Here is a 23,253-nt window from a genome sequence, read left to right on the forward strand (position 1 = left end):
TCTACTTTACCGAATCAATGAAACGGCACCGAAAAATCGCCGCATCACCTAAGCGTTCGCGCAACGTTTCAAACTCCGGCACAGTATCAAAAAGCCCGTACAACGTTGAGCCGCTTCCGGACATACGAGCCACTTTTGCGCCTAAATCAACCAAAACGCCTTGAGCAGTGCGTATCCACGGATACTCGCGAAACACTAAATATTCAAAATCATTATCAAAAAACAGGCCTTTTTCCAAAGGCGCGGAAAGTATAGCCGATTCGATCCTTTTTGTCAAGTTAAATCTTTCATTTTCAGTATCTACCGTAGAAGGCATTGCGGTTCTAAAATTTTGATACGCCCATGGGGTCGAAACATGTACGTTCGGATAAACAACTACCACATGTTCCGTCAACGGCCAGCGAAAATATGATAATACCTCACCGCGCCCTTGTCCTTTTGCAGTGGCGCCGTGGCCAAGATAAAATCCAACAAAAAACGGAACATCTGAACCCAAAGACGCACCAAGATGCATTAATTCCTCATCTGTCAGCGATAAACCCAATAAGCGTGAGAGCGCGACTAAAACAGCCGCCGCATCGGAGCTACCTCCGCCAAGGCCGGCGCCCATGGGAATATGTTTTTCCAAATGAATATCGGTATGAATTGGCCGACCGGATTTTTTTTCCAGGCTACGTACAGCTTTCATCATAATATTGGATTCGTCCGTAGGCACGCCGGCGAGCCCGCATGTCAGACGTGCGCCACCTCTATCATTCAACCGAATCGCGACGCGGTCGTGAAGGCTTATAATTTTAAAAACGGTTTCGATGTTGTGATAACCATCGTCTCGTTTTTCATGAATACGCAAACCGAGATTGATTTTGGCATAGGCGTTGAGTTGAACTTCGTTAACTGACATTGATCTTAATATCCCCGCCCTTTTTTCTTTTTGCCTACTGTTGTTTTGTGTACCGCACAGGGATCTGTAGGTTGAAACTTGGCATTAAAAACTTCTTTGTATTTTTTAGGACATGCAGTGATCGCAAGTTGACCCGAATCCTCGCATATTTCCAAACGAACAACCCCTGCCGGCATTTCAAAATCTGCTTCCGGTAACCCCATCGTTTCGTGCGCATCCAACATAAATCTTCCCCACATCGGCGCGGCTATCACTTCGCCGGGATTACGCGCACTGAGATTGAGTTCATACGTATCATAGCCCACCCAAACACCGGCGACAATTTGCGGAGTATACCCGATGTACCATCCGTCGGACCATTTTTGCGTTGTACCGGTCTTTACTCCTGCCGGACGCTTAAACCCGAATCGCCGTGCTAATCGCCCCGACCCGCGTTCACTATCAATACTGGACTTCATCATTTCCGCCATGATGTAGGCCGTCTCCGCGCTCAAAACTTCTTTATATTTGGGAATATGCTGATACAAAAGATTACCATCTTTATCTGTGATGCGCGTAATAAAAACCGGATCAACACGGATGCCTTTGTTGGCAAAAACACCATATGCTGATACGATCTGCATCGGTACCACATCAAAAACACCGAGAGCAAGTGCATCGACAGGCTGCAACGTCGTCTGAATACCCATTTTTTGCGCATACGTGATCACTGTGGCCGGAGGAACAACCTCTTGCATAAGCCGTATGGCGACAAGATTGAGTGAAGTTGCTAGAGCATCTCTCAGCGTGGTCGGGCCACCCCGGCCTCCGTCATAGTTTTGAGGTGTCCATCGTTTACCGTCTTCCGTAATAATCACCACGTCTTGATTGAGCAATTTAAAATTTGGCGAATATCCGTTGTCTATGGCTGCCGTGTATAAAAAAGGCTTGAACGTAGAACCGGGTTGACGCGCAATCTGCGTTACGTGATTGAGTTTGTATTTTTTAAAATCACGCCCCCCGATCAAAGCCAACACATGCCCATTGGAAGGATCAACGGCTACAAAACCGGACTGCACCGTGCCGTAGAAGCGACTGAGAGAATCCACCGCTCGGGGGCTGGCGAGCAATCGTTCGATGTGCTCAGGCGAAACGCCTTCGCGACGCATATATTTAGGTAAATACTGTTGCGCATTAGCAGCCAGATACTCCGCGCCAAATTTATCTAAAGGTCCGAACCGTTCTTTTACATTTTCCTCATAGGCTTTTTCAGCCGCAGCCTGCGCGCGCGTATCCAATGTCGTAAAAACATTGAGACCGTCTTCGTACACATTAAAATGCAAACTGTCGGACAAATACTCTAATTCACGACGAACATTTTCAGCAAAATATGGAGCATATCCGATCACGTCCTCGTCACGGCGTGGAAAGGGCTGAATCATTTGCTGGCGTGCCTCCGAAAATTCACCCTCGGTGATATAGCCAACCTCTCTCATACGATAAAGTACCGTGTTTTTGCGTGCATTGGCCGCCTGGATATTATTCATATAAAATGAAGGGGCCTGCAAATGGCCGACCAGGTATGCAGATTCCGCTAAAGTCAGTTCCCGTACATCTTTGTGAAAAAAAATCTTGGCGGCCGCATGTATCCCATACGCATCATGACCGAAATACATGTGCGTGAGGTACATTTCCATAATCTCGTTTTTGGAATATGTTTTTTCGATCTGAATGGCGGTCAATACTTCTTTGAATTTCCGGGAGAGCGTTTTTTCTTTGCTCAGATAGAGATTTCGCGCGAGTTGTTGCGTGAGTGAGCTAAATCCTTCACTGGAGCTCAGTGTCAACGTATTGACCATCGCCGACTTAACGAAACGAATAATATCCATACCCCAATGATCGTAAAAACGATGATCTTCCGTCGCAAGCAAAGCTTCGGTAATGGATTGGGGGATTTCCTGAATCGGAATGCGCGTACGACGTTCCCGAAAAAACTCCTTGATGACTTTCCCGTCCGCTGAATATACTTTTGTGGAAAGTTTGGGTTCGTACACTTCGAGCTGTTCGATAGAAGGCAGATCGTCGCGAAAATAATAAGCAAAAAAGATCACCGCCGTCAAAAGTAAAAACATGACCCCCGAAAACAACTTTAAAGCCAATATCCATGCGGAAGAGTGATTGATTTTATTCGGGCCTGATTTCTTGGGCTCGTGACCCGGCTTGACCGGGATTCGGATTTCTTTGGCGTGGTCATCGGATGACTCCGGCATATCATCGTCTTCTCTGCGTTTTCTTTGCATGCGGTTAACCACCCCATGGCTGAAAAAGCTCATGATCGTCAATGCCGAGCATATGCAAAATTCGAGCTACTATAAAATCAGCGATATCATCTATAGATTGTGGTTTTTGATAAAAGGCGGGCATGGCCGGTACGATCCGCGCTCCGGCTTTGGACAGTGTCAACATGTTTTCGATTTGGATACTATTCATCGGCGTTTCACGCGGCACGATGATCAACGGAAAATTTTCTTTGAGCGCCACATCGGCAGCACGTTCGATAAGATTCGTAGATGCGCCATGCGCAATACCCGACAGCGTTTTCATGGAGCAAGGAACTACGACCATACCCAGGCGTCGCATGGAGCCGCTCGCCATCGGCGCGGCTATCGCCTGCACCGGCCATTCGCGCAGTTTGCCCTTGTCTATGTCGTGGCCAAATTTGTTTTTTAAAAATTCGACAACCCCTTTTTTATCTAAATCCCAATCCATCTCGACTTTGAAATTAATTTTACCGGCATCCGATATGATAAAATCCACTTCGTAAGCATGCGTTAGAAAATATCGTAGAAGACGAACGGCATAAATAACACCGCTTGCCCCGGTGATAGCTACAGTTACGCGTCGGTTCACTTTGTTTCCTTTTTTTCGATGGATGTTAATATCCAGATCCGCCACAATCCCAATAATGTACAGATGAGGCCGCCCATACTAACCCATGGAAATACATGATGTTCATCGCCATACCATAATAAGGCTGACGGTTCAAGATTATTAAAAATGAGAACGGTAAAATTATTGACACTATGAAAAACAATCGTCGGTAATATACTTTGCGTCCGCCAAGCTACGGCACCGAGTACGATCGCTATTATAAAAATCTGTATGCCGCCCCAGGGATTAAAATGAATCAACGCGAATACAAGACTGGAAATGGCTACCGATATCAATACAGGATAATGCGCTTCAAGAGATCGCTGCAAAAGTCCCCGTAATAATATTTCTTCACAGACTCCCGCAGCGATTACTGCGCCAACGATCAAAAGAAACCCATCCATAAAAGAATGAATCTTCATTTCTGCGGCCAACTGTTCTAAAATCCGTTCCGACATAAGCTCCGGACTGAGTAAACCTATCGTCGAATCCAACCAGGTATTAATAGCCGGTGCCATCCAGCGATCCAAAGTATCCGTAACCACGACAAGCCCCAATGCAGTTACGGCGGAAATAATCATAACCGATAGATTTACTCTTCGCATACGAAAAAGCAGAAGGATGTCCAGCTTATGAATACGCGCATAAATCAATGCCGGCAGAACAAATAACATCGTGCCAAGAACTAATCCAATTTTATTTAAAACGGGTACCGATTCTGCAGGTACAATAAATTTACCTATAACGACGAAAATCCCCATAAATACGAATCCCGTCATTACTCCCAAAATTAGAATAAAAAATGAAGTACCTATACCGGGTAACTGCGGTTTCGCTTCAAACGATATATCTGGTTTATTTTCAGATTCCATGGAGCCCAATATGAAAAAAAACTTCACTAAGGGCAAACTGAAATTTAACTGAGGAATGAATTATATATTGAAAAATATCCGATAGAAGATTGAGACAAGAGAAAATTCGCAAACTCAACCGATACACAAACTCATCCGATGATTACCGCCGAACTATGACGGCAACCATCGTCACTAATACCGCTACTAAACCTAAAACTATCAGGCGTGTGGTATAGCGCACATATAGTGGTATCGTATTCATATTATCACCTCCTTCTATTCCAAGATAACTGTGTTTTATTATGCAATTATTAGTGTTTTGTTAGAGTTTTATGATCTTGTAGCAATAAAAAACTTGCATTCGTTGTTTTTTTTCACACCACAAATTTAAAAAAACCTTATAAATGCATGACTTACGCATTGGCATCGCATTTGCATCAATTCATGCGAATATGAAACTAAATCAAATTCATACATTAAAACTAAATCGGAGGGAAAAGTGAAAAAGATACTATTAACCGTTGCGCTAATTCTCAAATTAGGCAATATCTCATCGCTCGTTGGTCAGGAAAATCAAGCTCGTATTGAAAGTAAGATTGATACACTCATGAGCTACCAAAAAATGATCTACAGTGAAGTAAAAAAAGAAGATCCGTTAGCCACACGTGGTGCTGGGTTTGAAATAAATCCGGCACGTCTTCTTGTAATGTCAGACGATCGCCTTTCGATCAGCGGAACCTATTCTATGTTTGCCATAGATCGTCGCGCTGAAATCGCATTCCCTTTTCTTTACGAACAAGGTGACAAACGTCACGGCTCGACACGCCTTATAAATTTAGATGCACAATATCGTCGTTTCCTCGGTGATCGCCAAGGCGGTCTTTATTTTAGCGGCGGCTTGCGTTTCACAAGCCTCAAGGGATATGAGGGCGATGATTGGGCTTGGGACGACGTAGGAACAACAAATAAAGTCACGGAAAATAAACTGGGCGTTTTATGCGGCGTCGGTTATCGCTACTTTACGAAAAGTGGTTTCTTCTGGGGTACATCGCTCAGTGTCGGTCGTTATTTCAAATACAACGACAAATCCATTCAAGATAATGTCCTTGATGACGGAAAGGTCATCGTTGACTTTGAAATTCTAAAATTCGGTTTTGCATTCTAAACTATATCATGTACGCTAAGATCAAAAGTATACTCTAAAAGGAGACACATCATGAATAATTCCGTTCAAAAATTAGAGTTGTATCCCCCTTTGATCATAGGATACATAACATTGAAAATAATTATCCTGACACTTTATCTCATAAGCTTGTAAAATTTCCGGTTATCGCGTGATACGACAAAAAAAGCGTCCTGCCTTTCGGTGGGACGCTTTTACCATTTTATTTTTTATTTAAATTTTCACTTATCCAAAAACGGTAACACACCTGCGGCTAAAGCTATGCCTCCCATGACAAAATGAATACCGTCAAATTTCAATCCAAGAATACTTATCAAACCTTCTCCGATCAGAAAAATACACAAAAGCAGCTGACTAAGCTTCATGCCTTTCATGGTGCTCTCCTAATGATTGGTTAATTCTATAAGAATGGATGATTGAATCTAATGTACGAACGCATTAGATTGCAACTTTAAATTGAAAAAACATGAATCGTACCGACCGACTTATAGCCATAGTGCTTTTACTGCACAGCCGTAAAATTATTCGTGCAAAAGATATTGCCGAACATTTTGATATTACGCTACGCACGGTGTATCGTGATATGAAAGCGCTCAACGAAGCCGGTGTCCCTATCGCAGCCGAAGCCGGCGAAGGTTATAGTTTGGTTGAGGGTTACCACCTTCCTCCCGTTATGTTTACTCACGAAGAGGCCGCCGCGCTTTTAGTCGGCTCTGAACTCACACGTTCTTTGACTGATGCTTCGCTTCAAACCCATATCACATCCGCATTGCATAAAATCCAGGCCGTTTTACCTCAGGATCGCAAAAACTATCTTGATAATCTTCGCGATGCTCTGCATATCGTAACTTATCCTTCACGTTTCAAAGAAGGTTTTCGGGATGATGTATTAAAAACCATACAAGATGCTATCGTTCACCGGCGTATCTTAACGATCGAATATATCACCAATCGTGATGACCGTCAGTCCAAGCGAAATGTCGAGCCTTTAGGGTTGGTATATTATTCCAATTTTTGGCATCTGATCGCCTATTGCCGCTTGCGCAAAGATTATCGCGATTTCCGCACCGACCGGATTACGGCAATTCAAGTCAAAGACGAATCGTTTGCTTCACGCGATGATTTTTCTTTAACCCAGTACCTTTCGCAAAGCCGTCCTGTTGAAAACTTGATCCAGGTTCGAGTCAAATTTACATACGAAGTAGTGTCATACGTGCGGGATCGAAATTATTTCGGTATCGTGTCGGAAGAAAAAACCGAAGGCGGTGTTATTTTTACATTTCTCACTCCGGAGCTAAAATATTTATCCGGATGGCTTTTGGGTTATGGTGAACACGCCGAAATACTCGAGCCGAAAGCACTGAAACAAATCATGTATGATGAAGCGGTCAAATTAACTCAAATGTATAAACCTTAAAATTAAGAACTACACTCCATGGAATACATCAGCGTATTTGATATTTTCAAAATCGGCGTAGGTCCTTCCAGTTCGCATACGATGGGCCCTTGGCGCGCAGCGCAGCGTTTTTTGCGTGAATTGGATGATACCAATCGACTTTGCGATGTGACCCGTGTGCAGGCTCATCTTTATGGTTCATTGGCTAAAACCGGCAAGGGTCACGGCACGGATATGGCTATCCTGCTTGGCCTTAGCGGCGAAGACCCCGTTACCACAGAAGTCGAATCCATCCCGTCGCGCATTGCTAAAATACGATCATCGCACAATCTAGGTTTATTGGGCCAGCATCCTATACCTTTTGATACGGATCATGACATCGTTTTCCATTACGACGCTTCACTTCCCTTTCATGCCAACGGATTGCGATTTGTCGCTCATTTTAAGGATGGAGCATTATTTGAAGAAATATACTATTCCGTCGGCGGCGGATTTGTCGTACGCGAAAATGATACTGAACACGATCCTTCCGGAATGCAAACCGTTCCTTTTCCGATCAATAACGGCGACGAACTTTTGCAGTGGTGCCGGGAAAAACGTTGGCCGATTTCTAAAATTGTTTTTGAAAATGAAAAGGTTTTTCGCCGCGAAGATGCCATACACAGCGCGCTTTTGCGTATTTGGAAAGTCATGACCGAGTGTGTTTTCCGGGGTTGCCACACCGAAGGCGATCTTCCGGGAGGACTCAAAGTTCAGCGCCGAGCCAGCGCGATGAATCGCCGATTGCTCAATAATCAGGATTATCCCACTCAGGAAGACTGGATTTCTGCCGTACAATCGGTTCCCAAATCGTTTCAGGATATGCTCAACTGGGTCAGTTGTTTTGCACTAGCCGTAAATGAAGAAAACGCAAGTTATGGCCGCGTCGTCACGGCTCCCACGAATGGCGCGGCGGGCGTAATACCGGCTGTTTTACATTACTACCGTTATCTATGCCCTAATGTCCACGATCAAAGTGTCATACGTTTTTTGCTCACCGCAGGTGAACTCGGAAGTATATTCAAAAAAGGTTCCACGATTTCTGCCGCGATGGGCGGTTGTCAGGCGGAAATCGGCGTTTCTTCCGCCATGGCGGCGGGCGCCCTCACCGAATGTATGGGCGGTAATCCTGATCAGGTATTGATGGCGGCCGAAATCGCGATGGAACACCACCTTGGTCTTACCTGTGATCCGATCGGAGGCTTAGTGCAAATACCATGCATCGAACGCAATACGATGGGCGCGATCAAAGCCATTACAGCTAGTCAAATAGCTCTCAATAGCGATCCGAAAATGGCTAAAGTTTCCCTGGATGCAGTTATAAAGACGATGTGGCAAACTGCTAAAGATATGGATAACCGTTATAAAGAAACATCCGAAGGCGGATTAGCTACCAACGTCCCCGTCAATTTGCCGGAATGCTGATAGTTGGTATTATATATGTAAAAAAACCCCTCCACATCCTGCAGAGGGGTTTTTCATTAACTTAGAAATCAACCTACCGGGTATTGGCCGGCAAACCTGAAATATCAGGAAACCAATTCGCGCTCAAAGAAATGTCCGGTAACCAAAGCCCAATCCTTATCTTCGAGTTGCTGCATTTCTCCGGTATATATATCACCCGGTTTGCCGTGGCCATTACCCTTTACCATCGTTTTTACTTCATTCTGATAATTCTGTAAATCTTCCTGATAGAACTGCACCGCTGATTTTCCGATTTTGAGATGGCGAATGTCATCGTCCACGCGATCCGGATCAATAATGCAAATCCAGTTATTGTCATAAGGCGTTACCAAAATACGGTCCGGATCTTTGACCAGTGCATGATTGATCTCTGTCACTTTACCGCTGACAGGCGACTTGAAATGAATAATGCGGTTGCCCTGCTTAACACTAAATAGCGGTTGACCAACTTGAATATTCATTCCGCGATTTGGAAATTCGAATCCGTCAATTTTTCCTATCAGTTTTTTCGCAAAATCATCCATACCAACTTTGACATCGCCTTCGGTTTCCATACTGACCCAGCAATGATTGCGAGCGATGAACATACCGCCGGGAATCGTAAACTCTTTGGTCATAAATTGTTCGGCCCCATGCACGTGCGTGATATGCACTTTGGGCATCAATTGCTTTTGAATCCGATCTTGACGTTTGATAAGCGTTTTTCTCGTAAAATTGAGTAACTCCTCTTCCGTGAAAGGCTTCTGGATATAATCCATTGCACCAAATTTCATACATTCGACCGCCGACTCTACCGTAGCGTAGCCTGTAATGACAATAACATCCATATCAGGGCGCATTTCTTTGACGGATTTGACTACGTCCACACCATCCATAGCCGGCATTTTGAGATCGGTGAAAACGAAATCATAATGATGGGCTTGTACCAGTCCGAGCGCTTCCTGTCCCGTTTCGACGGTATCCACATTGTATCCGTCAATAACGAGTATTTTGCGAAAACTGTCTAAAATAACGGTTTCGTCATCCACGCAGAGTATCCGCGCTTTGGGTGCAGGCACTTCGGCCCGCTTGAGGGTTTTTGCCTCTCGGCTGTAATCCATTCTGAGACTCACGGCAAGTGCTTCTTCCCGGAGTTTGCGCTGCTTTTCATCTTGCATTCGACGTACGATCATCCGTATCGCAATATCAAGTATGACGAAAAGAACTAAAGCAACAATGAGTAACGGCATAGAAGCCTCCATTCGTAGGTGATTGCTTTTAATGAAAATCGTATCCTTTTATAAACGATCCGAACTGCAGGATACCAATTTCGGCAGTTCGTATTCCAAATCCGTAGGAATGATTCGGTAAAACCATCCCTCGAAAAACGGATCTTTTTCAATTTGACTGGGTGCCTCGGTCAATTCTTCATTGACCTGAATAACCTGCCCGCTGAGCGGGCACATCACAGCATGCATCAATCCCCTCGCATCACGCATCTGTGCGCAGGAATTACCTTGATAAATATCGGACAGCATCGGCGTCAATTCGATCGCCGTAAGGTTTTCCATTGCCTTAACAAATAAATCGGTTACACCGATTTTTGCCGTGCCGTCGCGCTCAGGATAGACCCAACTGCCGTAACCAAGACGATAATACCGTGAAGGACACGGGACGTACGGTAAAATATTCCCCGATTTATTTTCCGATGAAACGATCGTACCATAACGTAACCCGCGATACAAAGCCGATAATAGTTCGTCCGCAGTAAACGGTTTGGGTATAAAATCAATTGCACCTTCAGACAACGCATGTACGGCATTCTCGACGGTGGCGTATCCTGTGGAAATAATTACACCCGATGTAATACCGCGTTTTTTTACTTCTGCCAAAAGTTGAAATCCGTCCATTTCGGGCATTTTGATATCACTGATGATCAGGCGATAATCCTGTGACTCCATACGCTTTAACGCCTCGGCCGCCGATTCGGCACAGTCCACTTTCAGTCGCTCGGATGTACATGTTTTGTTGATCGCCGTCAAAACGACGGGTTCATCATCGACAGCCAATATGTCTTTGATACTGCTCATGATTTTACCGGTATACGTATCGTAAACGTCGTTCCCAGACCGGGAATACTTTCGACCGTTATTTTCCCGTCGTGGTTATCTATAATGCCCCAAATCACCGATAGGCCAAGCCCGGTTCCTTTTTGCCCTTTGGTAGTAAAAAACGGTTCAAAAATTCGACTCATATCTTCGGGTGGAATTCCGATACCGTTATCGCGCACTTTGATTTCGACGAATTCACGGACACCGGCTTCATCCATGATCGGCCACTGCTGCCAATCGCATCCGTTTCGCGTGCATCCCCTAAAGACACCTTTACCGGCGACCTCGAAACTATATGTCAACGCATTGCATTTAGGGCAACGTACGGATTCATTGATGACGGACGTGAGGCATTGTGGGCATTGCAAACTCATTATATTTCCCGATAAAATACCATATTCGTGTTGATGGCTTCCGTAAATCGGATCAAGGTATAAAAAACCTTCCGCCCCTTCGCTTTTAGCCTTGAGGCGTATGGTCGGTAACCCGTTGATCTTAATATCAGGACTCATCAGGTTGTGATTTTTATTGCACAGTGCTTTACGAATTTGTGTTGTGCCGTAAGGCGAAAGATTGATTCGTGCAAGATGAATATGGATCGTACCGCCCGATTCGCTCATTGCGTCAGCCGCATTGACCAAAAGGTTGATAAATACCTGCTGCATTTGATTGCTATCCACAACCACATGCGGCATATCCTCATTAAAGTTAGTTTCGACTTTGACGCGATGCAGACGCAATTGATTTTCGGTGACACTCAATGACCGGCGAATGATCTCACATATATCCGCCGCGCTTTTTTTGGGAACGGATTGCCGTGCAAAATCTAAAAGACTTTTGACGATTTCGCGGCTGCGAAGGGTTTCGCGAACGATGACTTTGAGGTCTTCCTGTATATCCGGTTGTGAAGCCGTGCGCTTCATCAAATAACTGCTGTATGTCAAAACACCGGTGAGAGGATTATTGATCTCGTGCGCGACACCGGCGGCCAATCGTCCGAGCGAAGCCATCTTATCAGATTGGAAAAGCTGTAACCGCGCTTCCGCCATTTTTCGTGTCATGTGATTAAATGCCCGAGCCAATTGGCCTAATTCGTCGCTTCGGTTTTCAGGTAATGCATGATTGAGATTCCCGCCGGCGATTTCATGCGTCGCCGTAACCATCGTATGCACAGGGATTTCTACCCATCGGTACACAAAAATGCCGATGATACAACTGAGCGCGACAAAGGATACCAAAGCAAAAATCGTCATCTCCAAACGGCTCGACTGAACTTGTGCATCCACATCAGCTAAAGGAATCGTCACATCCAAAACACCGAGCACTTTTTGTTCGGGTTCATGCACGTGGCACGACGCTTCCCAGCACGACGCTTCGTTGTATATCGGATTGATAATACCCATAATCCGTACCGAATCCGGATGTAATCGGAAAACACGCGTACGTTCACTGATCGTAAGACGTTCGATCGGTTTTTGATCCGAATGACACACAAAACAACTTTCCGCATTTTTATCCACCATCTTACCGATATCATCCGGTTTGGATGAATAAACTATTTCGCCGGTTTTATTAAGCAGCCGGATGCGGTTAATACCGGGTTGTTCGCCAATGTCCCGAATCTGGCGATGAATGCGTTCACGTTGATTAAAAAGCATATCATGCCGCGTGCTGTACTTGACCGTTTCACTCAGTTGATTGGCGCGGCGTTCTACTTCGGCGAGCAGTACTTCGGTGTGCGAACGAATATTGAAATATGAAAAAACTCCGATGATGAGTATCGCCGTCACACCCACAACCAAAATGAGTCTGAATCCTATTTTATCCAGCCATGCCGGCATATTTACCACAACTTTCTCCCGGGTAAATCATTGGGATACATTTTATCATCATGACAAGGCGTGCATACAGGTTTTGCGGTATACTTATTTTTTGGATGACAATCTTTGCACGACAATTCCAAATGATCTTCACTCAAAACCAATCCCGTGACCGCATGACGAAACGTCGTCATTGTCCACGCCGTGTGGCATGTGTTGCATTCGCGCGATAGACTTTTAAAGTTTTTGTTTGCCCCGTGACAATCCGAACAAATCAATCGTGTATGATAATTGGCCAAGGCCCAACCCGTACGCGTTCCGTGATCAAACGGCTGCAATTCTTTATTGCTATGACATTTGGTACAGTTGTCATCTTTATGACAATTAAAACAAGCGGCATGTTTTTCTTCTTCAGTTTTATGTACGACGTTTTGCACGAGCGGCTCGTTCATCGAACGTTTCTGATCATGGCACTTCACGCATGAGAGCTGTGAATGACACTGCCCGCAAGACACACCGAATAACTGAGTATGATCTTTATGATAAAATGTAGCTACGCGCCCTTTCTCCGTATCGGTTTCATACACGATTTTCTCAGGTTCTTTGCGGGTGCGATGACTTATGGCTAAAAGCGAATCTTTTTTATTTTTTTCACTTTGGCTTACGGCTGACTTTTTCAAATCATGACAGGAATTGCAACCCGCTTCCGCACTCCACGTTTTATGACACGTGATGCACTGGCGATGATAAGCGGCTTGTAAAGCCGGTGTTGATTCCGGTTTATCTCGTTTGTCCTCTTTTTTTAAAGCATGGCAGGCCGCACACGATTGTACCGGGCCGGATGTATTGTAGTGATGGCAGCCGCCACACCCGCCCGACATGTCGTACATTTCGGCATGTCTTTTATGTGAAAAACGTACACCGGTGTATCGGTCACTGAGCCGATTGAGTTGAATAAATTCAGGAGCCGAATGTACGGACGCACGAATAGTGATCAGGTCTTCCCGAGGACAGTCGATGAGGCATGGATCTTTGATTGTCGGAAATTCACACGTATGGCATGTTTTGCAAGGTAAGTTCGTTTTGTTATGCAACGGATTGCTTTTTTGTCCAAACACCATCACAGTCCAAAACATCAGTATGAGGAAAATATTCTTTTTCATAACGGCAACCCTTTAATCGCATATTTACGGGCCGGGCCTCCATTGGGATCGGGCTTGCTGATAACTGGAAATACCATTACACAAACACGATAAACCAATACAAGTAACGCTACAAATCCGACGGTAACCGATATTTCTCCAAATGATGGTACATATCGCTCTGTCGCATAGGGCGGCGTATAAGCGACGATAAAATTATTGATGCGATTGATCAGTACACCGAATATTACCAGGCCGGATGCAACGAAAAGCCAGAGCGGTGAACGGCGCACACCCGGTGAAAGAAACATGCGGAGCGGAATGATAACGCCTACGACCAACTCGATAACAAACATCATACTTTCAAGGGTCGGCTCATTGAGATACACAAATGTTTCGCGGATAAACATATCTCCGATTTTAAACGCCAGATAGATCGCTAGCAACGGGCCGACGATACGAGCAAGCCTTGAAAGCACCGCCATTTCCGGTTTCAGACCAAAAGAACGTGACGCTAACAATGATTCAAAAATAACCATCGGAAACCCCACAGATACGGCTGACAATAAAAACAACAAAGGCAGTATCGGCGTTTGCCACAGCGGATGCATCTTAACACCGGCGATAACCATCAGAGTTCCTAATGAGGACTGATGAAGCGTAGATAACACGACGCCCATGATAATAAATACAAACATGGATTTGCTCAGCCCGCGATCCAGTAATCTCAAAAAACGATCCAGTGGTTTATTAAGCGCCCTCAAGACTCCGGGTAGTGTCACACGCCCGATAAAGCGTTCCGTCACAATGGGTAAAAACTCGATATATAGCACGCTCATATAAATCATCACGCACATACCCACTTCAAAAAGCGCGGAAGTGCCATTCCACATGATCAAAGGATGCCAGATATAATAATATCGCCCTATATCTATGCACACCCCCATCGCGACAAACGTGTATCCTAACATCGCCGTGAGCAGGGCCGGACGAATAACTGCGTGGTATTCCTCCCGATGCATGATGTGCCCTAAGGCGGCGCTGGTAAACCCTCCGGCGGCTAAAGCGACTCCGGCTGCCACATCTACGCCGATCCACAAACCCCATGGATATTGATTGTCCAGATTGGTCACTGCACCCAAACCAAAAAGAAAACGCCCTGCCAGGAATACGATTCCATTCAGGGCGAGCAATATCAGTATCATAACACCGACTGTAAAAAACTTCTTTTCGACGGGCGCAGGTTTTTCAAATGCGTTCATATTCTTCTCCTAATCATCCGGTTCTTCCCGATGCTTCATGAGCCACATAATGCCGCCCAACAGGGCGTAAAGTGATACCGGCGGCACAAAATAGGCGAAGATACCATGCTGAATAGATTCCGAAACGCCCGGCGCCGGATTGCGACCGAGTTTGGGAAATCCGATTTCAGCAAAATCGCGTTCGGCTAAATACAACCACGCCGTGCCTCCGACTTCCGTTTCGCCAAAAATATGATCTTTATATTTTTCAGGATGACGGCGTATACGATCTTTTGCGATTTGTAATAATTCAGCACGTGTACCGAATATCATAGCTTCTACCGGACATTCCGTAACGCACGCCGGACGCTCTCCCTTATCGGTACGTTGTTTGCAAAAATCACATTTGATAATATCGGGACGAAACGCTTTTTCATATTCAAACGCCGGTACTTGAAAGGGACATGCTACCATACAGTATCGGCAACCGATACATTTGTCCGTATCCCACAAAACACTACCCTTTTCTTCTTTGTGAAACGCGCCGACAATACACGCAGAAACGCATGCCGGTTCATCACAGTGCATGCATTGAAATTTCACAAAAGTTTCAGTTTGTCGTTGAGAATACTGATTGATGACAGTCAGGCGGGTTTCATCAGGGCGGCGTACTTTCTTAAATACATCCGTGCTTTGATAGTTCTCCAGCTTTTCATCGTCGTACCCGTGCGCTTTGCGGCAAGCCCATTCACAAGTCCGGCAACCGATACATACGGTAGTGTCAACCAAAACACCCCGGCGATCCGGAGAAAGCTCATTGCGCGAAGCCGCTTGTACGGGTTTACCGCTTCCTGAAGCGGCTGCACCTAGCAGCGCTGCCGCAGCGATAAACCTTCGGCGACTGTGGTTTATCATAATTTGCCTCGCAGCATGAAGAAGTAACTATTGCAATTCCAATTGTTTCAAAAAACAATTTCAACAATGCACATACAACATACGTTTGAAGGCGTTTTACTACAATGATACCGGTCAGCGATGATCAAACTTTTTCGCTTAAAAAATAACCGCATTAAATCATGTTAACACGTGACCCGTGAGATCAAATAGAGCAAACGCATTAAAAGGCATTTATAAAATTTGATTTCTGGCGCTAATTTTGAGATTTCATGATAAAAGGAAGGAAAAAATAATTCAGATTATGGAGTCTGTTGTTATAAATTAGATTGTGTGAAATAAAAAACCGGTGAAATTTTACATTCACCGGCTCTATAGACTCACATGGGTTGTTACTAGTTGTTGCTAATTATTAACTTTGAAAATAAGGTTTGGTAATTGAAGTCTTGACGATTTGCCGGCAACGCGCCAAAGATCATCAACGGTTTCTTTGGGTTGTAACGTCTTTATTAATCGCAGCGACTGTTCTGCTTTGAGTGTACCCTTGCTAATAGCATAGTTCCCTGAAATCGAACCGAAATTATTTTGAAACTGAACATCCTGCATAGTCGATGCCAACTCCCATGTTTGAGGATATTGGATCGTTATTTTTTTTATAAATGCTTCATCATTAAAAATTCGAATTGGATTTTTTCTTTCTTTACTGTCACTTTTAAATTTGATGCGCGAAGTCGGTGAAAAAAGCCCGCCGGTCTGAAAAATCACTTCTTCCGGTGTGACGGTAACAAGATTGTCTATGGTATATCGCAAACGAATGATAAGCGGTTTGCGATGATCCGACAGATTTTCGATAGAAGACGAAGTGATCGTAGTGTGCCCGTCACTATAGGTCATCATTTTTTTCAAACTTTGGTCGCGTTCTTCATTATTCATACGCGCCATGTTACGACGGACTCCATACGCTTCCGATCCGTGTAAAGTTTTCAGTTCCTCTACTTCGACTGCCCCGTCTTCAGCAATATTTAATTGATACGCTTCTTCCGTTATGTTATCCGAGCCGACCCCGTCCGGTACCTTATAAAAGCCATCATAACCCTGGTTTGTAATTTTTATAGCTTCTTGTCCTTGGTACAATTCAGGTATATAGGTAATCGGTAAGAACTCGATATATGGAAAAACGACATATGATTTTTCATTGATCACGGCTAGCACGGCGGGCGTATACATTTCTGAAGCAGAAAAATATTGTTTATCAAAATAACCATCCTGAGCGCTGTGAATAAGAAGATATTTAGCATCAATCCTGGCTTTCAAAAGCATGGCTTGTGCAAGCCCTGTGATCAGATAAGCATTGCCTTTCTTTTTGATCAGTAATTCATCAAAATCACTCGCGCCTTGCCCGACATCCATTTGGGTCTGAAGATACGTGATGATCGAATCCAGTTTTTGTTCAGACGTTTTACACGACGCAACGACTTTATCCGTAGTGCGCCCCACATTATTTGCCAATAACTTGGAGAAAAACGACGTTCTATCAATCGCATAATTTTTATAAATATTGGCCACCTCGCTCCAACCGGATGCGCCTTTATAATTAATATTCCCCATATTGAGTTTGGTGATCATAAATGCCGCATAATCGGCCAGTTCTTTAAAAAATGGCGAAAACGGTTCGTCATGAACAGCCGCGATATCACGCGCTGCATACATCAAAACCCGTTTTCGATTTTTGGCGTCCAATTGTGTGGTGTATTTGAGTTTACGCGTATCGCTTATATTTTTTTGGCGAATCTCCCACCAATCCGGATACGCATAGCGAAAAGTAAGCTTTTCAACAGGCATACTGTACTGCAATGCAACATTGTGTTGCAGCGGCGGATTGTTCAAAAGGTTAACATATTCTATTTCATACCCTTCTTCTACGATGGTACCTTTGACCACGTCGGGATAAACAAACCGGTAGGTCTGTGAATGGTCCGAATTTTTTTCCGATTTGAGGTGCAGCATGTTAAAACGCGTGATTTTTCCGTCGGGTGAAATCGTACGCATGAATGCGTTTTTCAATACTTGATTGGCTTCGACGTGCACCGAAAAAGTGCTCAACCTTTGATTGTCGGGATTGAGAATAACGTAACGGACTTTACGAATATAGAAAAATGACCATTCGTTGAGTCCCATCATCAAGTCCGATGCATTGTGCTCCATGGATTCGTCGATTTCAAGAAACACACCATCATACTCCGAATATTTTGAAGCATACGACGGAAGATTGATCGTATCGTTAATACTCAGTTTTAATGAGGTCGGTGCGAGGGCAATGGTCTTATTGGAGATCGAACAGGATGCCAGGGTTATCGTAAAGACCAGTGTTAGTATTATTCTCATGGGGTGTTTCCGGTTATAGTAATAAGCGACGTTTTAAGCTTCAGATATTGTTTGCAAAATTCGAGATACGACAGCCGTTCAACCCCGTCATACCACAGGGATTGCTGGACAAACTCATAGCGTGTTTCTAACATTCCGCGCGACGCATCCAATGAAGTTTGATTACTAAACCAAGCAACCTCTTTGTCGCCGAGCGCGATATCTTTATAATTCACCTTTGCATCGCCTATTTTCAATCGCAGTATCATACCGAGCAATTCAGGGTTTTTCATGTACACCGGCCACGTGTCTTTTATTCGTTCACCTGTTTGGGATGAAACGGATTGAAACGGAGCTTGCGGGATATATTTGCGCGTTGCAGTTTGAATAATAAATTCCGACAAATCCGCTTTAGCACTAAATGTCATTGTCGAGTCTGACTCGCTTTCAAAATGGAATTGATCCATGCTTATTTTACTGAAATTGGAGTTGATCATCCGGGATAAATAATTTTCAAGCGCCTGTCCGGAGAGTTCATGCCGTGCATGACGGGCCGACGATAAATATTCATTACGGAGCTTGATACTGGCTTTCGCTGCGCGCAAACTGTCCATTTCTCCGTTTACTTCCACTTCGATGGATAATTTTCGCGGCAAAGGCGGCTCGTCGGTATAAACCGGATTCGCCTCGTTGAGAATCAATACTCGTCCGTTGAAATCCGTCGGAGGAAGATTGCCAAATTCACAATATTTAGCCGTAGGATCAAAATAAAAACGTTTCCCGTCGGCTTCATAGACATTGATCACATGATTAAAAAACGAAGTATGGACGCCGTCAAAACGAAGTCTGGGTGTGGTCGAAACGAGCGCCATACGAACAGGTATACCTGCAGAACGCGCCAAAAGCATCAGCAACAATGCCCGGTCTTTACAATCACCGTAGTTTAATTCGAGTACTTTTTTGGAGCGATGCGGTATGATCGCATGAAAGGAATCCGCCACAGCGATGTATCGAATACGATTTTTGACGTGATTATGGATTGCTCTGAGTTTATCCATAGGCTCCTCTAATCCTCGCGTGATAGCCTGCGCCAGAGAGTCATGGCGATCATCAATCAAACCGTTTTGAGCGAGCTTTCCGTTGTACCACGATGTAAATGAGGCCGGTGTGTAGGGATTGATCGGTTCGCGTTTTGCATTTTGCAGTTTGGTCAAAATTACGGCACGAATGCGTTCAAACGGGTTATGAGCCAAGGGTGTACGGTAGTTGATATTTCTAAACGTCAATGTTGTTTTTTCACTCTGACGATCGATACGGCAGTCCAGTGTATCTGTCGTATAGCGTATTTCAAAATCAACATACGTATCGCGCGGATGGTCAATCTTTATTTGTAGATATTCCACATAATCCACATTAGGCACCTCGATCAAAGGCATGTATGCCGCTTCAGTGAAAGTTTCCTGATATGAATATTGTATGGAATCTTTGACCTTTAACGGTTTATCAAATGTTATACTGTGGATTTTGTAATTGCCGATAAACACGTCTTCCGGTTTTGCATAATAAAAACCAATTTGCGGGGCACCAAAACCTTCTTTTTTAATATACGAACCGTTCAGCTTGTTTACTTTGGCTGAAAATTCCTCGGTTACGTAAAACGTGTTGTTCTTCAACGCGCGTTCGGACAAATACCGAATTTTAGTTTTGATTTCAGATTTTAATTGATAGTTCCCCTTGTCATTTTTACTTAGCGCATAATGCATCGTACGTGAAAACGCCATAGTATGCGAGTTGTCTTCATACTGTGCCGTCAATGGGAAAGTACAGACTACGATAATGATGAAAATCAACTTGATAATAGAAGCTAACATCCTAGCATATTCCCTTTTTTTAAACCCATTTAAACGGGATAACGTTAAAACAGCATCGCGCCAAATTCAATAAAAATCAAATCTAGATACAATGCCCAACCAGTAAAAAAAGTTTGCACTTATGCGCATAAATTCTTTACATTACAGATGTTAACTCTTCATTGGATTATTATGGTAACCGGCATTAATTATACGAATGCCACGTGTTTCATCGGGATAGGATCTGACCTGTCTGCAATTAATTTGGTGTAAAGTCATCTGCACCAATGTCTTTTAATTAAAATCAACTTTGACTGTTTTATTGAATGCGGTTCTAAATTTAGGAGGAATTATGCAGTTGATCCCCAATTCGAGTCGGCGAGGCCTTATGGCTACGCTGTTTTTTTTCGCAAGTTTTGTGCTTCAAAGCAATGCATTTGCCGGCGGTGAGATTCTCCATACACCGCTAACGAGTCTTCCCGAAGGTCAACCGGTATATTTTGAAACTGCCTTTACTGTGCCGGTAGAACACGCTTACTTAAACTATCGTCGTCCGGGTCAAGCTAATTTTACCAACTTTGAAATGAGCCAAAAAGTCAATGGTAGTTTCGGCGCGTATATTCGTGAGCTCAACGGATTAAAAAACGGCGACCAAATCGAGTATTACATTTCCGCCGAAACACGCTCGGGTCAGACAATTACTTTGCCCGCTGAAAATCCGATGTATATGCCGTTTCAAATGATCATCAGCAAACGTTCTGTGTTTCAAGAAACCGGTATTGAAGTGGTTGTTTTATCACCGGAACCCGATGAAAAGATCAATAAAAAAGACGTTGTTATAGCTATTTCTTTATTTTCAGACAATGCTATTGATGTAAAAAATCTTCGCCTCAAACTAGACGGTGACGACATTACGGCTAAAGCCGATGTGACGCCGGAACTGATTACCTACTCCCCCAAAGACCTTGGTGTGGGTCAACACGTAGCGCGTTTGATGTATATTTCAGGTGAGAGCGAAACACAAATATTAACCGAATTTACATTTGAAGTGGTACTAAGCGGCGGTGAAGACATTTTAGCTTCCAAAGGTTTCCGTGCCTCTTCAGATTTGACCTCGGGGGGATCCGAAACCGCTTTTGAAGACGGAACTTTCCGTTTATCCGGACGTGCGGAACATCGTGCACAGCAGAATCTTGGCGAAACCACCGTATTTGATCGCGTGGGTGGCGATATTTCGTATGAAAAGAAGTGGTTCCAGGTAGGCGCGACGTTCGATTGGGACTCTGAAGACGATCCTAAGAAAAATCAACCCATTTCACGTTATTTGGTGACGGCCAATGTTGATAATCTAGTGATTTTAAACTACGGCGATACCTACCCCACTTTCAGCCCTGTTACGCTCAATGGAACGCGTGTACGCGGTTTTAGCGGGGGCGTTTATCTTGGCGTGTTCAATTTTGAGTACGTCACCGGTGAAGTTAACCGTAAAGTATTGAGTGATCAAAATAAAAAGAACAAAAGCAAAATAGATTCTATTTTCCACAATACGGACACTTCTGTTACATCATACGCCGATGCTTATCAGGCTTATTTTGAAAGCAACCCCAATGGTTATTTTTCAGGCGATTTCAAACGTAATATGACCGCCGGACGCTTCTCTGTAGGCCCCCAGTCATTCCAATTCGGAGTAAGTTTTGTAAAAACCAAAGATCAAGTTAGCTCACTCCTCATGAATCCTATAACGGCTGTGGGCTATAACGGCTTGACCCCGCAAGAAAATTTGGTTGCCGGTGCTGATTTTCGAGCAAGCATGTTCAATAAGCGTTTGAACTTTGATGCATCGGTCGCCAGCGCTATCAGTAACACCGATATTACATCCGGTTCAATTTCTCATGCCGATCTAGACTCAGCAGATATTGACCTGACTAAAAGTCAATACGATTTAGTAAAGAAGTTTATTACGCTAAACGCTAATCTCGATCCACTAATAACTGAATTCGATAAAAACTTACTCGCATATACTGTTGGTAGTTCAATATCTGCATATAATAACAATCTGAGTGTGCGTTATCGTTTTAACGGTGCGTTTTTCCAATCGTACGGGGCATCTGTAGCTAGAGATCAAGAGTCGTTTGAGATCGTCGACCGCATGCGGTTTTGGCAAAACCGCATATTCCTTACAATCAACTATGCGACGATGAAGAATAATCTTGCCAAAACAGCGGCCAATACGCCTAAAACCAATACGCTTGGATTTAACATGTCATTTTTCTTACCTAATAAATTACCATCGGTAACATTGGGTTATCAAACTATGAGTCGTAAGAATGGTTTTGATTACGATGGATCAGCAATAAGAGAAAACACAACACAAAAATATCGTGATCAAATACGCGCCGGTGCGCGTCCTGAAGACAATACAACCAATACATTCAGTTTTAACACGACGTACGGTTTTACGTTTAATGAACTGCGTAACTCGGCGTCGTTTAGTTTATCCAACAGCACGCGTAAAGATAACAGTAAAGATATCAATACGGCATATTCGTTCGACTCAGACACTGCCGTTACCTCTGTTATAGCCAATGAAACCATTACAGACTATCATAAAGCCGCCTCCGGATCCAAGATAAATACCATCGGCTTGAGTCTTTCGACGGACTGGAAGTTTCCATTACGTACTTCGATCGGATTTAACAATTCGAACAGCGAAACAAAATCCGTCATTAAAACATCTGACAATAAACGGGATTCTATGACAGTCACAAATAAAACCAGTTCATTCAGTCTTAACGTCAATGCCGACTACCTCGTATTTCAAAATGATGACGTACGTATTAATTCGACAGCCGGATACAATTTAGCAGCTGTAACCTTGCCCAACGTTCCCGATATAACTCTTAACACGATTTCTTTGGGTTCACGAATCAATTTCTTTGAAAAAAACAATGTGACGCTGACTTACAGCATCACCTCCGGACTCAAAATTCCTACGGCTTCTGGTTCCAAATCGGTAACCAACAGCCTATTCTTAGCACGATACGAATACATTTTCTAATTCGATCTTATCCGCGAGAGCCTGATTTGATTATAAATCAGGCTCTC

At 44.0% G+C, this 23,253-nt stretch carries 17 protein-coding genes; 4 read left to right on the top strand and 13 right to left on the bottom strand.

The window, feature by feature from the left end; all coding sequences use genetic code 11:
- Window position 1: 1 nt before the first annotated feature.
- From ispE to HUU58_12315, 4 genes are read right to left on the bottom strand one after another with little or no spacing between them, the layout of a single operon-like run.
- Entirely contained in the window at window positions 2-901 is a 900-nt protein-coding gene (gene ispE / locus HUU58_12300; GenBank protein ID NUN46451.1) for a 4-(cytidine 5'-diphospho)-2-C-methyl-D-erythritol kinase, read from the bottom strand.
- Between the two features lie 5 nt (window positions 902-906).
- The gene (locus HUU58_12305; GenBank protein ID NUN46452.1) at window positions 907-3,180 is read right to left on the bottom strand and encodes a PBP1A family penicillin-binding protein; all 2,274 of its coding nucleotides are present in this window, start codon (window positions 3,178-3,180) and stop codon (window positions 907-909) included.
- 4 nt (window positions 3,181-3,184) lie between these two features.
- The gene (locus tag HUU58_12310) at window positions 3,185-3,790 is read right to left on the bottom strand and encodes a UbiX family flavin prenyltransferase (protein ID NUN46453.1); all 606 of its coding nucleotides are present in this window, start codon (window positions 3,788-3,790) and stop codon (window positions 3,185-3,187) included.
- Window positions 3,787-4,683: a CPBP family intramembrane metalloprotease gene (locus HUU58_12315; protein NUN46454.1), complete on the bottom strand. Its 897-nt coding sequence runs from the start codon at window positions 4,681-4,683 to the stop codon at window positions 3,787-3,789. Before HUU58_12315 ends, HUU58_12310 begins: the two co-directional genes overlap by 4 nt.
- A gap of 481 nt (window positions 4,684-5,164) precedes the next feature.
- On the opposite strand from HUU58_12315, the gene HUU58_12320 reads away from it, so the two are divergent.
- Window positions 5,165-5,830: a hypothetical protein gene (locus HUU58_12320; protein NUN46455.1), complete on the top strand. Its 666-nt coding sequence runs from the start codon at window positions 5,165-5,167 to the stop codon at window positions 5,828-5,830.
- 239 nt (window positions 5,831-6,069) lie between these two features.
- On the opposite strand, the gene HUU58_12325 is transcribed toward HUU58_12320, so the two are convergent.
- Entirely contained in the window at window positions 6,070-6,222 is a 153-nt protein-coding gene (locus tag HUU58_12325; protein NUN46456.1) for a hypothetical protein, read from the bottom strand.
- Between the two features lie 92 nt (window positions 6,223-6,314).
- Here HUU58_12325 and HUU58_12330 point away from each other — a divergent pair, with 92 nt between their 5' ends.
- Together HUU58_12330 and HUU58_12335 are read left to right on the top strand one after the other, a co-directional pair.
- Window positions 6,315-7,265: a YafY family transcriptional regulator gene (locus HUU58_12330; GenBank protein ID NUN46457.1), complete on the top strand. Its 951-nt coding sequence runs from the start codon at window positions 6,315-6,317 to the stop codon at window positions 7,263-7,265.
- A gap of 18 nt (window positions 7,266-7,283) precedes the next feature.
- The gene (locus HUU58_12335; protein NUN46458.1) at window positions 7,284-8,708 is read left to right on the top strand and encodes an L-serine ammonia-lyase; all 1,425 of its coding nucleotides are present in this window, start codon (window positions 7,284-7,286) and stop codon (window positions 8,706-8,708) included.
- 104 nt (window positions 8,709-8,812) lie between these two features.
- Here the strand turns inward: HUU58_12335 and HUU58_12340 are convergent, their stop codons facing one another.
- The 8 genes from HUU58_12340 to HUU58_12375 form a co-directional block, all read right to left on the bottom strand.
- On the bottom strand, window positions 8,813-9,976 hold the full coding sequence (locus tag HUU58_12340; protein ID NUN46459.1) for a response regulator: 1,164 nt from the start codon (window positions 9,974-9,976) through the stop codon (window positions 8,813-8,815).
- A gap of 48 nt (window positions 9,977-10,024) precedes the next feature.
- A complete protein-coding gene (locus HUU58_12345; GenBank protein NUN46460.1) occupies window positions 10,025-10,816 on the bottom strand; it encodes a response regulator in 792 nt (263 codons plus the stop codon).
- Window positions 10,813-12,678, bottom strand: a complete 1,866-nt coding sequence (locus tag HUU58_12350) for a HAMP domain-containing protein (GenBank protein NUN46461.1) — start codon at window positions 12,676-12,678, stop codon at window positions 10,813-10,815. Before HUU58_12350 ends, HUU58_12345 begins: the two co-directional genes overlap by 4 nt.
- Before the next feature lie 2 nt (window positions 12,679-12,680).
- Window positions 12,681-13,820, bottom strand: a complete 1,140-nt coding sequence (locus HUU58_12355; protein ID NUN46462.1) for a cytochrome c3 family protein — start codon at window positions 13,818-13,820, stop codon at window positions 12,681-12,683.
- Window positions 13,817-15,061 carry a Ni/Fe-hydrogenase cytochrome b subunit gene (gene hybB, locus HUU58_12360; GenBank protein ID NUN46463.1) on the bottom strand — a complete coding sequence of 415 codons (1,245 nt, stop codon included), beginning with the start codon at window positions 15,059-15,061 and terminating at the stop codon, window positions 13,817-13,819. The genes HUU58_12355 and hybB overlap by 4 nt, the downstream gene beginning before the upstream one ends.
- Window positions 15,062-15,070: 9 nt before the next feature.
- Window positions 15,071-15,955, bottom strand: coding sequence for a 4Fe-4S dicluster domain-containing protein (locus HUU58_12365; GenBank protein ID NUN46464.1), 885 nt, complete (start codon window positions 15,953-15,955; stop codon window positions 15,071-15,073).
- A 384-nt stretch (window positions 15,956-16,339) separates the two neighbouring features.
- Window positions 16,340-18,319, bottom strand: coding sequence for a hypothetical protein (locus tag HUU58_12370; GenBank protein NUN46465.1), 1,980 nt, complete (start codon window positions 18,317-18,319; stop codon window positions 16,340-16,342).
- Entirely contained in the window at window positions 18,316-20,169 is a 1,854-nt protein-coding gene (locus HUU58_12375) for a transglutaminase domain-containing protein (GenBank protein NUN46466.1), read from the bottom strand. The genes HUU58_12370 and HUU58_12375 overlap by 4 nt, the downstream gene beginning before the upstream one ends.
- Before the next feature lie 331 nt (window positions 20,170-20,500).
- On the opposite strand from HUU58_12375, the gene HUU58_12380 reads away from it, so the two are divergent.
- A complete protein-coding gene (locus HUU58_12380) occupies window positions 20,501-23,206 on the top strand; it encodes a hypothetical protein (GenBank protein ID NUN46467.1) in 2,706 nt (901 codons plus the stop codon).
- Window positions 23,207-23,253 lie beyond the last annotated feature (47 nt).

This window comes from bacterium, assembly GCA_013360215.1.
Lineage (GTDB): Bacteria > CLD3 > CLD3 > SB21 > SB21 > JABWCP01.

What these genes read in the sequence shown, in the direction of transcription:
- ispE (NUN46451.1), bottom strand. Translation starts at nt 901, where the DNA reads ATGTCAGTTAACGAAGTTCAACTCAACGCCTATGCCAAAATCAATCTC.
- HUU58_12305 (NUN46452.1), bottom strand. Translation starts at nt 3,180, where the DNA reads ATGCAAAGAAAACGCAGAGAAGACGATGATATGCCGGAGTCATCCGAT.
- HUU58_12315 (NUN46454.1), bottom strand. Translation starts at nt 4,683, where the DNA reads ATGGAATCTGAAAATAAACCAGATATATCGTTTGAAGCGAAACCGCAG.
- HUU58_12325 (NUN46456.1), bottom strand. Translation starts at nt 6,222, where the DNA reads ATGAAAGGCATGAAGCTTAGTCAGCTGCTTTTGTGTATTTTTCTGATC.
- HUU58_12330 (NUN46457.1), top strand. Translation starts at nt 6,315, where the DNA reads ATGAATCGTACCGACCGACTTATAGCCATAGTGCTTTTACTGCACAGC.
- HUU58_12335 (NUN46458.1), top strand. Translation starts at nt 7,284, where the DNA reads ATGGAATACATCAGCGTATTTGATATTTTCAAAATCGGCGTAGGTCCT.
- HUU58_12340 (NUN46459.1), bottom strand. Translation starts at nt 9,976, where the DNA reads ATGCCGTTACTCATTGTTGCTTTAGTTCTTTTCGTCATACTTGATATT.
- HUU58_12345 (NUN46460.1), bottom strand. Translation starts at nt 10,816, where the DNA reads ATGAGCAGTATCAAAGACATATTGGCTGTCGATGATGAACCCGTCGTT.
- HUU58_12350 (NUN46461.1), bottom strand. Translation starts at nt 12,678, where the DNA reads ATGCCGGCATGGCTGGATAAAATAGGATTCAGACTCATTTTGGTTGTG.
- HUU58_12355 (NUN46462.1), bottom strand. Translation starts at nt 13,820, where the DNA reads ATGAAAAAGAATATTTTCCTCATACTGATGTTTTGGACTGTGATGGTG.
- hybB (NUN46463.1), bottom strand. Translation starts at nt 15,061, where the DNA reads ATGAACGCATTTGAAAAACCTGCGCCCGTCGAAAAGAAGTTTTTTACA.
- HUU58_12365 (NUN46464.1), bottom strand. Translation starts at nt 15,955, where the DNA reads ATGATAAACCACAGTCGCCGAAGGTTTATCGCTGCGGCAGCGCTGCTA.
- HUU58_12370 (NUN46465.1), bottom strand. Translation starts at nt 18,319, where the DNA reads ATGAGAATAATACTAACACTGGTCTTTACGATAACCCTGGCATCCTGT.
- HUU58_12375 (NUN46466.1), bottom strand. Translation starts at nt 20,169, where the DNA reads ATGTTAGCTTCTATTATCAAGTTGATTTTCATCATTATCGTAGTCTGT.
- HUU58_12380 (NUN46467.1), top strand. Translation starts at nt 20,501, where the DNA reads ATGCAGTTGATCCCCAATTCGAGTCGGCGAGGCCTTATGGCTACGCTG.